Below are 12659 nucleotides of genomic sequence, written 5' to 3'. Positions count from 1 at the left end.
CGACTCAGGAGGCAAGCATGGCGGTACTGAATATCAACGGACGCAAGGTGAAGGTCGATGCCGACCCGGACATGCCGCTGCTATGGGTGCTGCGCTGCGATCTCGGCATGACCGGCACCAAGTTCGGCTGCGGCGTGGGCATCTGCGGCGCGTGCACGATCAATCTCGACGATGCCGCGTGCTTCGCGTGCCAAACGTTGATGTCGAGCCTGCATACGCAGAAGATCACGACGATCGAGGGTTTGCAGGGACGCGAGGCGCAGGCGCTGAAGGCCGCGTGGATCGAACTCGATGTGGTGCAGTGCGGTTATTGCCAGAGCGCGCAATTGATGGCGGCTTGCGCGTTGCTGAAGCACAAGCCCGATCCGACCGATGCCGACATCGACGAGGCGATGACGCCGGTGGTGTGCCGTTGCGGCACGTATCCGCGGGTACGGGCGGCGATACATCAGGCGGCGGCGAAAGTGCGGAACAGCTAGCCACTCTTTCGGTCCGCCGCCCGCCCAACTCAATTCGCCAACATTTCGACCACCGCGACCACCGCGGTGAAGATACCGATGCATCCGCCCAACGTGACTGCACCCTGCATGAATGGCGACATACGAGACCCCGTAGCGTGAAGTGGTGTCACGTATTTAACCGAAAGTGAAAGAAAAAAGAAAGATTGTCAAAAATAAATCGTAAGACGGCCGATCAAGGCGCTTTCGCAGTTGCGGCCGTCGACGCTCCCGACTTCGCGGACGGCTTGGCCGCGACAGGTGTTGCCTTCAACTGCGGCCGCGTTTCACCCGGCGTGCTTTGCCCGCCAACTTCCCACCCGCCGCCCAGCGACAGGAACAGATTGACCTGATCGATCGCCACCTGGCCCTCCGCCGCCGCGAGCTGCGACTTCGCGGCCGTCAGCGTGCGCGTCGCGTCGAGATCGGAGATGAACGACTCGCGCCCGGCGCGATACAGCCGATGCGTTTCATCCGCCGATTGCGCCGCCGACTTCAGCGCCGCGCGCAGCGATTCGGCGCGCGCGTAATCGGACGCGTAGGTCGCGAGGTTGGTCTCGGTTTCGCGCAGCGCGGTCAGCACCACGCCGTCGAACTTCGCGAGCGCGACCTGGCTCGACGCTTCGGCTTCGTGGACCCGTTGGCGCGCGCCATTGGCCGGGAAGGTCCAGCTGATCAGCGGACCGAAGGCCCAACGCGCCGTCGGCGAGGTGGGAATGTCTTCCAGAATGCCGGTGAAGCCCGCCGACGCGCCAATGCTGATGCTCGGATAGAGCGCCCCGGTCGCGACGCCGATGCGCGCCGTCGATGCCGCGAGCCGACGCTCGGCTTCGTGCACGTCCGGGCGTCGCCGCAGCAGCCCGGCGCCGTCGCCGATCGGAATCGGCTGGTGGATTTGCGGCAGCCGGTCGCAGGCGAGCACGGCCGGCGGCAATTGCGACGGCGCCTGGGCGAGCAGCATCGCGAGCCGGTATTGTGCGATCTTGCGGCGCGCGGTGTAGCGCGGAATGTCGGCCGTCAGAGTCTCGACCTGAGTCTGGCCGCTCGTGACCGCGGTCTGGTTTCCGCGTCCCACGTCGCGCAGACGGCGCGACACGTCCACGCGCTCCTTCTGTAGCGCGAGCGATTGCTGCGCGATGCGCAGCTCCTCGGCCGCCGAGCATTGTTCGACGTACGAGCGCACCACGTCCGCGACGACAGTGATGCGCGCGAGGTCGCCCGCGGCTTCCACGGCCTCGGTGTCTGCCGCCGCCGCTTCGACGCCGCGGCGCAGCTTGCCGAACAGGTCGATTTCGTACGAGACGTTGATGCCCATGTCACCCAGGTTGGCGACCGGCAGTTTCTCGAAGAGCAGGTATTGCTCGGCCGATTCCTGCGCGCGCTGGATCGCCACCGACGCGTTGCCCGAAAAACCGCCCTGCGCTTGCGCTATGCCCAGCGCCTCGCGCGAGCGCGCGAGATTCGCGGTCGCGACGCGCAGGTCGGTATTCGATTTCAACGCCTGGTCGACCAGACCGTTCAGCACCGGATCGTCGTACAGCTTCCACCAGACGGTCGGCAGATTGAGGGTTGACGTCAGCGCCGGATCGGCGCCCTCGATCGCTCCGTTCGCGAGCGGGGCATTGACGAGCGCCTGTTTCGGCAGCGTGTAGTTCGGCCCGACGTTGATGCAGCCGTTCAGCGCAATGGTGAGCGGCAATAACGGCAGCAGCGGCAGCAGCGGCAAGCGCGGCGCCAGCAAGGACAAGGTACGCACGAACTTCATTGCGACGCGCCCGACGGTGCGGTGCCCGACCCAGCGGACCCGGACGCCACCGACGAACCCGGCGCCACCGGCGCAGCCGAAGCGGCGAGCGTGCCAGATGCGCCACCCGTGCCCGACACGGCTCGTCTCCTGAGCGGCGACAGGTCACGCACCGACACCGTCGCGGTACGCCCGGCGATCAGGCGGAAATCAGCGGGCACTTCATCGAGCGCGACCCGCACCGGAATGCGCTGCGCGAGCCGCACCCAGCTGAACGCCGGGTTCACGTTCGGCAGCAGATTGGCGCTTTGCGTGCGGTCGCGGTCTTCGATACCGGCGACGATGCTCTGCACGTGCCCGCGCAGCGGCTTCGGCTCGCCCATCACGATGATGTCGACCGGCTGGCCGATGTCGATGCCGCGCAGCTTGGTTTCCTCGAAGTAGCCGTCGACGCGGAACGAATGCATGTCGACCACCGCGACCACCGCGCGACCGGCCGCGACGAATTCGCCGGCGCGCGGCGCGCGGTCGTTCAGATAGCCGTCTACCGGGCTTTTGATCGTCGAGCGTTCGAGGTTCAGCTTCGCGGTGTCGATCGCGACGTTCGCGTCGGCGAGCGCGGCTTCGCCCGCCTCGACGCGCGAGCGGCTTTCTTCGAGTACTTCGGCGGCGACGAGGTTGCCGAGCTGACGATTGCGCGCGTATTCGCGGCGGGCCTGATCGAGCGTCGCGCGGCGCTGCTGCGCCGTTGCCTCGGCCTGACGCAACGCGAGCGTGTAGCGCGCCTGATCGATCCTGAACAGCACCTGGCCCTGCTTGACCTGCTGGTTGTCCATGACCTCGACCGACGAAATCAGTCCCGACACGTCGGGCGCGACCTGGATCACGTCGGCGCGTACGCGCCCGTCGCGGGTCCACGGCGCGAACATGTAGTAGTTGACGAGTTTCCACAGCACCAATGCTGCGACCACTACGACGATCAGGGTCAGCAGGATCTGACCGACGGAGAACCAGGTTTTTTTCACGTTATTAGTCTGTGCGAAACGACGACGACAAGGCCCAGCACCAGCACATAGACGCCGAGATCGAAGATGGAGCGATGCCAGACGAAGCGGTAAAAGCCGGTGTAATCGAGCGCGGTGCGAATGCCGAGGTTGATCAGATACGCGATCAACATCAGCACCAGCACGGACGGTACGAACACGCCGAAGATATCGATTTCACCGATCATCGCGGGAACTGGGAAAAGGGGGAGGCGGGGCGCGCAGGCGGGCGCAAGCAGGGGCGCAAGAATGGGTGCATCACGCGGCGGCCTCCGGTTCGGTCGGCGTTGGTTTCGTGAGGGTCGCCGGAAACAGCGAAAGACGCAAGCCGACCAGCGCGTGCAGCGCATCGCGCAACTGACGCGCCGAGGTCTGCGAGGTCTCGGTCGGCGCCGCGGCATTGGCGAGCCCCTGCGCGGTGACGCGCGCGACGGCCACGTCGATCAACGACATCAGGCTGTCCGGCACCGGAACGCGGTGGCGTCGATCGATGCAGCTCTCGTAGTATGTACGCACTCCATCGAGAACATGGTCGATCGCGCCGGCCGCTTCGCCGCCGAGCTTGCGTGTGAGGCGGCGCAGGTCCAGCGCGTTGAACCCGATGCGCAGATCGCGGAAGCTCTCGATCGACGGGTGGCGGTGGTCGTCGGTGGCCGCGAGGCGCGGGATCAATTGCATCAGCCGGTCGAGCATGCGCGCGGCGAGATTGCGCGGATCTTCGATCGGCCGCGTCGACGCGCTCAGCGCGACGTCGGCCCAGCTCGAGCGCAACAGGCGCGCCGCGGCCAGCTCGGCGCCGAATGGGCGCGTTGCACGGGTCCACAGGTATGCATAGAGCAGGCCGGAGAGGCCCGCGAGGTTGGCGTTCAGGAACGTCAGGAAGTTCGCGTCGTACGCGTCCTGAATGCTGATGAAGGTGGCCGTGTTCACCGCGACCAGCACCGTCACCATGTTGAACTGCGGGCGCGGAATCAGCGTGCCGACCAGAATGAACGGCGCGGCGAACAGGATCACCAGCATCGCGAAGTCGTGCACCTGCGGCAGCACGACGAACAGATAGAGACCCGCGGCCACGACGGCGACGCCAGTCGCGAGGAAGAAGCGGAACACGAACGGCGCGGGTTCGTCGAGCGCGGCGAAGAAGCAGCAGGCGACCGCCGCGAGCGTGACCGCGCTCGCGCCGTCGTTCCAGCCCGAGCCGATCCAAAGCGCGCACGCGAGCACCACAGCCGCGGCCGCCGACACGGTCGCGAACAGCATCATGCCGCGATCGTAGAAGCGCTCGGTGCCGCCGAGCCGCCAGTGACGGAAATGCGGCCGCCACGAACCTTCCTCGCGCGTGATGATGATGCGCAGCGAGCGGCAGTCTTGCCACACGTCGATCGCTTGCGCGAGGCGCCACAGTGCATTCGACAGCAGCGCACCGTCCCAATGCGCGAGCGCGGCGGCGGGCGGATGCATCGCGGCGACGCGCGCGCGCAGCGCGTTGGCGGTCTCGTCCGCGTGATAGCCCTCGCTCGGCGCGGGCAGCGGTTGGTTGAACCACTTGATGACGTCGTCGATCAGCGTCTGAAGTCCTTCGGGCCAGTGTTGCGGGCCGTTGTTGTAGAGCGCGAGCAGCGGATCGGCGAGCGACGACATGATCGGCAGCAGCAGTTGCATGCGGCCACGTAGTTCATGCGCGCGCGCGAGGACGTCGGGCCGCGTGTGATCGTAGGCGAGCTGGCTCAGCAGCAGTTCGAGACCGTTGATCGTGCTCGCGAGTCGTTGCCGGGCGCCGGAAATCGCCGAGCTTGCGATGCGGCCCGACAGCGTTTCGGTCGCGTAGAACGCGGCGTCGCGAAACCATGCGTCGGTGCGCTCGATGATCGTCGGCGCGAGCCGGCTCGGAAACACCGCGCTGCCGACGATGCTCGCGCAGACGATGCCGAGAATGATCTCTTCGGTCCGGCTCACGGCGAGATCGAAGACGCCGGTCGGATTCGTCACCGACGGCAGCGCGATGATCGGCATCGTATAGGCGGCCAGCATGAACACGTAGCTGCGCGCGGTGCGGTCGGACACCGCGAGGTAGAGCATCGTGCCGATCCACGCCGCGACGACCACGCTGAACAGGTACGGCGATTCGACGAACGGCGGCACCAGCAGCACCGCGCCCGACGCGCCGAGCGCAGTGCCCAGCGCACGATAGATCGCCTTCGAGCGGGTCGCGCCGACGAACGGGTTCGACACGATGTAGACGGTCGCCATCGCCCAGTACGGCCGCGGCAGTTCGAACGCGAGGCCGATGTAAAGCGCGAGCATGGCCGCGGCGAACGTTTTGACGGAAAACAGCCAGTCGCGGAGAGTGGGATAGACCATGAACCGTTACGCGGAATCGGCGTTGTGCGGCGCGGTGGCTCGCGCGCCGCTCCTCGCGGACTTGCGCGCCTTGGCGGTGCCGCGTGATTTGCCGGCCGTTTTGGCAGCGCTTTTGCCGCTCGTCCGTTTGACCTTGCTGGCAAGCGCCTCGCCTTTGGCGGGCTCGCGCTTCGCCGACGAGGTGCGCTTCGTCGCCTCGTGCCTGACGGATTCCGGGCGCACCGGCTGCGCGCGTTCGTGACGCGTGTCGCGCTCGACGCTTCCCGCTTCGGCGCGTCCGGCGGCATCGGCCGTGAATGCGCCGAGCACGCGCAGGGCGGCTTCGAGATCGTCGCGCGATACGCCTTTGAGCGCCTGCGCGCGCAACGTGACCAGCTCCTCTTCCATCTTCGCGGTGACGGCGCGGCCTTCGTCGGTCAGTACGACGGTCTTCGCGCGGCGGTCTTCGGGATCTTCGTCGCGGCGCATCAGGCCGGCCGCGCACAACTGGTCGAGCAGCCGCACGAGGGACGGCCCCTCGATGCCGATGTGATCGGCGAGCGTGACCTGACGCACCGCCGAGCCGAGCCGGCTCGCGGTCAGAAGCGGCGTCGCGCACGCTTCGGATACGTTGAAGGCCGCGAGCACGCCATGACTCGTGCGCCGCCACTTTCTGGCGGCGACGACCAGCGTGCTGCTGACGGTGCGGCGCAGGGCATCGAGATTCGACATGGCCGGTATTGTATTTCCAAAATATTCGTTAGCAAACTATTGAATTGGAAATCGTGGCCGAACCGGAGGAGTCTGCGGCGCGAATGCGACAGCGGCATTAAATCGGTGGCCAGGAGGTGGGCTTACAGAATCGTTGGGTGTGCGGTGCGCCGCGATTCAATGGGCATTTTGATGCAGGTGGTCTACCTGATTCACTTGAGCTTGATTCACGCGAGCAGCCCGATCCGCACCGTGCGCGCCAGATCGTCGAGCTGAAACGGCTTGCGCAGGATCGTGCAATGCTTGACCGCGAGATCGGCAATGTCGACGTCCGCATAACCGGTTGCCAGGACCACGGTAGATCGGCACGAAGCTTGCGCGCCGCGGCGATCACGTCGATGCCGTTCATGCCCGGCATCGCGAAGTCGACCATCAGCAGATCGGGATGATCGTCGACGAGGCGGTCAAGGCCGGCCTGGCCGTCGGCGGCCTCGGTCACCGTGTAGCCGAGCATGCGCAACGATTCAACGAGCATCGCGCGCACTTCGCTGTCGTCCTCGACCACGAGCACGCGCTTGTCGCCGACCGCGTTCGCTTCCGCATCGGACTCCGCTTCGCTGTGCGCGGCCACTCGCTCGCGCATCGGCAGCCAGATCTGCACCGTGGTGCCGGTACCTTCTTCGCTGAAGATGCGCGCGGCGCCGCCCGCCTGCCTCGCGATGCCATACACCTGGCTCAGGCCTAGCCCCGTGCCCTTGCCGATCGGCTTGGTCGTGAAGAACGGATCGAACACGCGCGACACGACGTCGGGCGGAATGCCCTCGCCCGTGTCGGCGACTTCGATCACGACGTAGCGGCCATGCTTCAGCGTCTGGTCGGGCGCGTCGCGCAGGGTCACGTGGATGTCGAGGCGCCCGCTGGCCGGCATCGCGTCGCGCGCATTGATCGCGAGATTGAGCACCGCGAGCTCGAGCTGATTTGCGTCGGCCTGGGTCCACATTTCGGTGCGCTCGAAGTGGTTGTCATAGCGGATGCTCGAGCCGAGCGACACCGCGATGATGTCGCGCATGCCCTGCAGCAGCGCGACCACGTCGATCGCTTGCAGATTCGGGTTGCTGTTGCGCGAGAAAGTCAGCAACTGGCCAGTCAGTTTCGCGCCGCGCTCGGTCGCGCGCTTGACGGTGGCCGCCATGCCGCGCAGGCGTTCGTCGCCGCTCACGCGCGCGATCAGTTCCGCGTTGACCATGATCACGTTCAGCAGATTGTTGAAGTCGTGCGCGATGCCGCCGGTCAGCTGACCGAGCGCCTCCATCTTCTGCGATTGCACGAGCACGGCCTGAACCTTCGCGCGTTCGTGGATCTCGGCCATCAGCCGGTCGTTGGCTGACGCAAGTTCGTGCGTGCGCGCGGCGATGCGGCTTTCCAGCGAATCGTTCAGCTGCTCCAGCGCGTCCTGTGCCTCGATGCGCTCGGCAAGCAGCCTTCGCGATTCATATTGCCGTCCGCGGGCCCGCAACGACGACGCGATCGCGCGCCGCAACGTTTCCGAATTGAGCGGACGTTCGAGCACCACTACGTTGCCGAGCCGTTCGAGCACTTCGAGCCCGCGCGCGGATCGATGGCCGATGCTGCGGGCGGCGAGCAGGATGAACGGGAAGTCGGACCATGCGGGCTGCCGTTCGAGCCACGCATAGAGGCTCGAACCGTGGCCGTTCGCGAGCGCTTCCTCGGTGAGCAGCGCGGTGCCCGCGCCGACGTCGAGCTCGGTGGTGAGCGCGTCGGCGTCGTCGCAGCTCACGCAGGCGCGTGCGTCATTGTGCAGCACGGCGGTGATCACTTCGGCGTCGCGGCCGAACGGTGCGAGGATGAGGACACGCTGCTCCATCGCTCACTGTCCTGACGTATCGATCAGATGGTTCGTCGCGCCGAGCATCGCGGTGCTGCCGCGATACAAGGGCAGGCCCGACAGCACGCCCTCGAAGTCGCGCAGTGCTTCGCCGACCTCGACGCCTTCGGTGCCGAGGCGGAACTGGCGGATCGTGCGTTCATGATCGTTCGCGCGGCTCTTGACGGCGGTTATTGCCGTCAGCACTTCGCCGTGGTGCTCGAAATAGCGGAACAGCACGACCACGTCGCTCAGATAACTGACGTCGACCTCGGTCTGCACTTCGCCGATGATGCCGTGCTGCCCGAGCACGAGCATCGTGACCACGCCCTGCTGATTCAGATAGCCGAGCAATTCGTGCATGTGCAGCAGCAGGTAGCGCTCGCCGGGCATCGCCTGCAGATAGGCGTTCAGGCTGTCGACCGCGACATAGCGCACGTGCTCGTTTTCGACCGCGTTGCGCACGTCGCTCGACAGCTCGCCCGGCGAGATTTCCGCGGGATCGATCTGGCGCAGCATCAGCAGACCGCTTTCGACGTGCGGCGCGAGATCCATGCCGAGCGTCGCGCAGCGTGTGAACAGCGTGCTGAGCGTTTCGTCGAATACGTAGCACGCGCAACGCTCGCCGCGTTCGAGTGCGGCAAGCAGGCACGACACGACGGTGGTGGTTTTGCCGACCCCCGACGGGCCGATGATCAGCGAATTGGTGCCGGGGACGAGGCCACCGCCGAGCAGCGCGTCGAGGCCGGGCGTGCCGGTGCTCATCGGGCTCGTGCCGAATTCGCTGTGATGCTCGGCGGCGACCAGGCGCGGATAGACGCGCAGACCGCCGGTGTTCAGCGTGAAGTCGTGATAGCCCTCGCGGAACTTGATGCCGCGCATCTTCGCGATGCGCAGACGGCGGCGATTGCCGCCGTAATCATGAGCGACGTTTTCGAGGCTGATCACGCCGTGCACGATGCTGTGAAGCTGAATGCCGGAGGTGCTGGCCGACGTGTCGTCGAGCAGCAGCACCGTGCATTCGCGCGTCGAGAAATGGTGCTTGAGCGCGAGAATCTGCCGACGGTAGCGCAATGGGTTCTCCGCCAGCAGACGTAGTTCGGACAGGCTGTCCAGGACGACGCGCGCCGGCTTCAGTTCGTCGACGTGCTCGATCACGTTGCGCACGCTTTCGCCGAGTTCGACCTCGGCCGGGTGCAGCACGGTCTGTTCGTATTGCGGTTCGAGCCCTTTTTCGGGCAGTTGCTCCAGTATCGCGAAACGGCTCAGATCCCAGCCATGGCTCGCGCCGATCGCGAGCAGTTCAGCACGGGTTTCGGACAGCGCGACATAAAGGCCGGTCTGCCCTTCGTGCAGGCCCTTGAGTAAGAATTGCAACGCGAGGGTGGTCTTACCCGTGCCTGGCACGCCCTCCACGAGGTACATGCGGTTCGGCGTAAGGCCACCGCCGAGGATGTCGTCGATGCCTTCGATGCCCGACGATATGCGGGCGGGGGTAGGGGCGGCGGTAGTGGTCGACATGATGGTTGAAATGACGTCGGCAGTGGCTTTGATCGAAACGGGCGCGATGTCGCGGCCGGTATGGCGCTACGCAATTTGTGTGCCGTCGTGCATTGCCTGCGTGCTCGGGCCTCGTGCGCATGGGCATGAAGCGTGCTGTTAAAGGTGGCTCCCTGCGAGTTTTTCTTCAGCAGCACTTGGGAAGCTTCACGCACACCATGAAAACCTATCGACTTTCCGCTATCGCGCTTACCGCGGCATCGCTCGTTGCGCTGCTGCCGGTCAGTGCATCCGCCGACGATAGCCCCACACCTTGCGGTGCGCTCAAACGGATCGTGGCCGCGGCGCCGGACGGCTTCGCCTCGCTGACACCCGACGACGGCAAAGGCGTTGCGCAACCTGATGGCGATGACGCGCAATGTTCGGCCGCGCATCGAAGTTTCCAGTGCACGTGGACGCCGCATCAGGCGGCGGGCTCGAACGCGGATGCATTGGAAGCGGTCGCGGCCGACGTCGCGTCGTGCCTGCCCGATGCAACGCACGATCAGAATTCGCCGGGACGTCAGCACTTTTATCTCGGCGCGAAGGATCGACGCACCGAAATCGCCCTGACGCCCGAGGGGTCCAACCGGTTGCGGCTCGTGGTGTCGGGCAGGTAAGCGGCGGTGCCGTTCAGGCGCTGGCGGCCGGCCACCACGACCAGCCGCGTCGCGAGTGGCGTAATTCGACGACCGACAGCGGCGCGATCTCGATGCGACAGAACACGGTTGGCGATGCGCCGAGGGCGTGCACGATTGCCGCTCGCAGCAGAGTCGTGTGGGTGATGGCGACGATGGTTCGACTGTGCGCAAAGGCCGCGAAGCTTGCTTCGTTGACGGCATTGCATGAACGCACGTCTGCCTGCTGCGCGTCGAGCCACTCTCCAACTCGCTGCACGAGTTGACCGAACGATTCGCCGCCGGGCGGCGCGGCGTCGGGCTCGCGTGTCCAGGCGGCGAGTTCGCGGGGCGTTGCGTCGGCAATGTCAGCGAGGCGCTGGCCGCGCCATTTGCCATAGTCGATATCCGCCAATGCGTCGACAGGCGTGGCGCTCAGACCGAGAGCGGCGGCCGTTTCGCGCGCGCTGGCGGCGGGGCTGGTGAACACGGCGCCGTCGGCGGGAAGCGCGAGACGCGGTCGCGCCGCTTCGGCTTCGGCGCGACCGCGCGCGTCGAGCGGATCGTCGGCAGGGAAGCGGCCCGCGCGCTGCGCGGCCGTTGCCGCGTGGCTCAGCAGTAATAGTCGCGTATCCATTCTTTGCGTTGGCGCTCCATTCGCACTTGCCTGCGAGGTTTCATCGGCGCGCGTTGCGAGGTAGCCCTCGCCGTCACGGAAGCCGCAGTTTAGCGCGTAGAATACTGACACTGCGAAGCACGGAAGCCGGTGAGAGCCCGGCGCGGTCGCGCCACTGTAATCGGCATTGCAATCCACAAGAGCCGAAAGCCAGACCTGAACTTCGCACCATTCCTCTGCAATCGACTTTCGGGGCGCGTCACCCCAGGAGATGTCCATCATGACCGAAGCTGTTCTTGATCGCGCCGCGCAACCGGCGGCCCAGCCCACTCCCATACCTTTGCGCGAACTGCTGCCGTGGGTCGTGTTCGGTGGGTTGCTGCTGTTGCTCGCGCTTTACTTCGTTGGTGCGGAACAGGGCGCGACGTCGCTCGTGCCCGGCATGTACGTGCATGAGTTCGTGCACGACGGCCGTCATCTGCTCGGCTTTCCCTGCCACTAACGGAGTTCGACATGGTAGGTAAATTGTTGGTGCGCGGGATGCTCGCGGGCATCGTCGCGGGCTTGCTCACGTTCGCGTTCGCGCGAATCGTCGGCGAACCACAGGTCGATCAGGCCATTTCATTCGAAGAAAAAGCGGCCGCCGCGCGCGGCGAGGCGCCCGAGCCCGAAATCGTGAGCCGTCAGACGCAGGCTGGCCTCGGCCTGCTGACTGGCGTGGTCACGTATGGCGCGGCATTTGGCGGCCTGTTCTCGCTGGTGTTTGCGTATGCGTATGGACGCGCGGGTACGTTGAGCGTGCGCGCGCTGTCCGCGTGGCTCGCGCTTGGCGCGTTCATCACGCTCGTGATCGTGCCGAATATCAAGTATCCGGCCAATCCGCCGTCGGTCGGTGATCCGGAGACGATCGGCACGCGCACGGGCCTGTTCTTTCTAATGATCGCGATTTCGCTCGCGACGATGGTGTTTTCGCTGAAGGTGCGGCGTCGCGCGGCGGCGAAGCTGGGTGCGTGGAATGGTTCGATCGTCGCGGGGCTCTTGTTCGTCGTGGTCATCGCGGCCGTGCAACTGTCGATGCCGGTCATCAATGAAGTGCCGGCCGCGTTCCCGGCTGTGCTGCTGTGGAAGTTCCGCGTCGCGGCGATCGGCATGCAGGTGGTCATGTGGACGACGATCGGGCTGCTGTTCGGCGCGATGGTCGAGCGCAGCGCTTTTATGCGTACGAATGCGCGGGTGACGATGAAGTCCGCCTGATTGTGACGGTGACGCGTGGCCGCGCAAGCGGCCATGCTTCGCGCGCAACGCGCGAGAATGGTTTTGGATCAAGCACTTGCCGCGGTTGTGGAGCGGTTATCCACAGCCTTGCAAACATTTTCTGTGGAAAAGCTGCTTAACGGCTTTTCGCAACTCCACTCATCTCTCCCTTTCGCCGCGGCGCTCCGGAGAATTCAATTGGAAGCCTAACTAATTCAGGTTGCACGCGGCGCTGCTCAATTTTTAAGCTCTTCAACTTTTTAAAATAAATTGTGAGACGGGTATTGACGTGTTGTCGACCGCTCTCCATAATCTCGTTTCTCTGCTGCAGACGCAGCGACGCAAACGAAGCAGTGCCGGGTAGTGGTGGTTCAGGCGCGGCGGGTTTGGCGGACCGATCTTTAAAAACTAAC

12 protein-coding genes, 1 pseudogene and 1 riboswitch are annotated in these 12659 nt (G+C 65.4%); of the genes and pseudogenes, 4 read left to right on the top strand and 9 right to left on the bottom strand.

Annotated elements, in window-relative coordinates; all coding sequences use genetic code 11:
* Nucleotides 1-17 precede the first annotated feature (17 nt).
* Nucleotides 18-479 (top strand): (2Fe-2S)-binding protein, encoded by a 462-nt coding sequence (locus tag HDG37_RS32375; protein WP_090808471.1) that lies wholly within the window; start codon nt 18-20, stop codon nt 477-479.
* A 214-nt stretch (nt 480-693) separates the two neighbouring features.
* On the opposite strand, the gene HDG37_RS32370 is transcribed toward HDG37_RS32375, so the two are convergent.
* The 7 genes and pseudogenes from HDG37_RS32370 to HDG37_RS32340 all read right to left on the bottom strand — a co-directional run bounded on the left by HDG37_RS32370 (nt 694) and on the right by HDG37_RS32340 (nt 9741).
* Entirely contained in the window at nt 694-2262 is a 1569-nt protein-coding gene (locus tag HDG37_RS32370; RefSeq protein ID WP_184054787.1) for an efflux transporter outer membrane subunit, read from the bottom strand.
* Nucleotides 2259-3266 carry an HlyD family secretion protein gene (locus tag HDG37_RS32365; RefSeq protein WP_184054785.1) on the bottom strand — a complete coding sequence of 336 codons (1008 nt, stop codon included), beginning with the start codon at nt 3264-3266 and terminating at the stop codon, nt 2259-2261. Before HDG37_RS32365 ends, HDG37_RS32370 begins: the two co-directional genes overlap by 4 nt.
* Nucleotides 3263-3472 (bottom strand): DUF1656 domain-containing protein, encoded by a 210-nt coding sequence (locus HDG37_RS32360; protein WP_090808477.1) that lies wholly within the window; start codon nt 3470-3472, stop codon nt 3263-3265. The genes HDG37_RS32365 and HDG37_RS32360 overlap by 4 nt, the downstream gene beginning before the upstream one ends.
* 70 nt (nt 3473-3542) lie before the next feature.
* A complete protein-coding gene (locus HDG37_RS32355) occupies nt 3543-5645 on the bottom strand; it encodes an FUSC family protein (RefSeq protein WP_184054783.1) in 2103 nt (700 codons plus the stop codon).
* Nucleotides 5646-5651: 6 nt separating this feature from the next.
* Complete coding sequence (locus HDG37_RS32350; RefSeq protein WP_184054781.1) at nt 5652-6356, bottom strand: MarR family winged helix-turn-helix transcriptional regulator; 705 nt, start codon at nt 6354-6356, stop codon at nt 5652-5654.
* 206 nt (nt 6357-6562) lie between these two features.
* Nucleotides 6563-8220 (bottom strand): annotated as a pseudogene (locus HDG37_RS32345) (ATP-binding protein).
* Nucleotides 8221-8223: 3 nt separating this feature from the next.
* Nucleotides 8224-9741 carry an ATPase domain-containing protein gene (locus HDG37_RS32340; protein WP_184054779.1) on the bottom strand — a complete coding sequence of 506 codons (1518 nt, stop codon included), beginning with the start codon at nt 9739-9741 and terminating at the stop codon, nt 8224-8226.
* Nucleotides 9742-9938: 197 nt separating this feature from the next.
* Between HDG37_RS32340 and HDG37_RS32335 the strand changes: the two genes are divergently transcribed.
* Nucleotides 9939-10379, top strand: coding sequence for a hypothetical protein (locus HDG37_RS32335; protein ID WP_184054777.1), 441 nt, complete (start codon nt 9939-9941; stop codon nt 10377-10379).
* A 13-nt stretch (nt 10380-10392) separates the two neighbouring features.
* Here the strand turns inward: HDG37_RS32335 and HDG37_RS32330 are convergent, their stop codons facing one another.
* Nucleotides 10393-11013 (bottom strand): histidine phosphatase family protein, encoded by a 621-nt coding sequence (locus HDG37_RS32330; RefSeq protein ID WP_184054775.1) that lies wholly within the window; start codon nt 11011-11013, stop codon nt 10393-10395.
* Nucleotides 11014-11083: 70 nt separating this feature from the next.
* A riboswitch (cobalamin riboswitch) is annotated at nt 11084-11231 on the top strand.
* A gap of 41 nt (nt 11232-11272) precedes the next feature.
* On the opposite strand from HDG37_RS32330, the gene HDG37_RS32325 reads away from it, so the two are divergent.
* Complete coding sequence (locus tag HDG37_RS32325) at nt 11273-11494, top strand: CbtB-domain containing protein (protein ID WP_184011521.1); 222 nt, start codon at nt 11273-11275, stop codon at nt 11492-11494.
* 11 nt (nt 11495-11505) lie between these two features.
* Nucleotides 11506-12246, top strand: coding sequence for a CbtA family protein (locus HDG37_RS32320; protein WP_184054773.1), 741 nt, complete (start codon nt 11506-11508; stop codon nt 12244-12246).
* Between the two features lie 136 nt (nt 12247-12382).
* Here the strand turns inward: HDG37_RS32320 and HDG37_RS38885 are convergent.
* Nucleotides 12383-12659: hypothetical protein (locus HDG37_RS38885; protein ID WP_221312216.1), on the bottom strand; the 277-nt coding region annotated here is incomplete at its 5' end.

The sequence above is a fragment of the Paraburkholderia sp. MM5384-R2 genome (genome assembly GCF_014201025.1).
In the GTDB taxonomy this organism is placed as follows: Bacteria; Pseudomonadota; Gammaproteobacteria; order Burkholderiales; family Burkholderiaceae; genus Paraburkholderia; species Paraburkholderia tuberum.
Note: the sequence above shows the minus strand (reverse complement) of the source record. Positions and strands in the feature narration are given on the sequence as shown.

Bases quoted from the DNA above. Each gene is read 5' to 3' on its own strand.
- HDG37_RS32375 (WP_090808471.1), top strand. From the start codon at position 18: ATGGCGGTACTGAATATCAACGGACGCAAGGTGAAGGTCGATGCCGAC.
- HDG37_RS32370 (WP_184054787.1), bottom strand. From the start codon at position 2,262: ATGAAGTTCGTGCGTACCTTGTCCTTGCTGGCGCCGCGCTTGCCGCTG.
- HDG37_RS32360 (WP_090808477.1), bottom strand. From the start codon at position 3,472: ATGATCGGTGAAATCGATATCTTCGGCGTGTTCGTACCGTCCGTGCTG.
- HDG37_RS32355 (WP_184054783.1), bottom strand. From the start codon at position 5,645: ATGGTCTATCCCACTCTCCGCGACTGGCTGTTTTCCGTCAAAACGTTC.
- HDG37_RS32350 (WP_184054781.1), bottom strand. From the start codon at position 6,356: ATGTCGAATCTCGATGCCCTGCGCCGCACCGTCAGCAGCACGCTGGTC.
- HDG37_RS32340 (WP_184054779.1), bottom strand. From the start codon at position 9,741: ATGTCGACCACTACCGCCGCCCCTACCCCCGCCCGCATATCGTCGGGC.
- HDG37_RS32335 (WP_184054777.1), top strand. From the start codon at position 9,939: ATGAAAACCTATCGACTTTCCGCTATCGCGCTTACCGCGGCATCGCTC.
- HDG37_RS32330 (WP_184054775.1), bottom strand. From the start codon at position 11,013: ATGGATACGCGACTATTACTGCTGAGCCACGCGGCAACGGCCGCGCAG.
- HDG37_RS32325 (WP_184011521.1), top strand. From the start codon at position 11,273: ATGACCGAAGCTGTTCTTGATCGCGCCGCGCAACCGGCGGCCCAGCCC.
- HDG37_RS32320 (WP_184054773.1), top strand. From the start codon at position 11,506: ATGGTAGGTAAATTGTTGGTGCGCGGGATGCTCGCGGGCATCGTCGCG.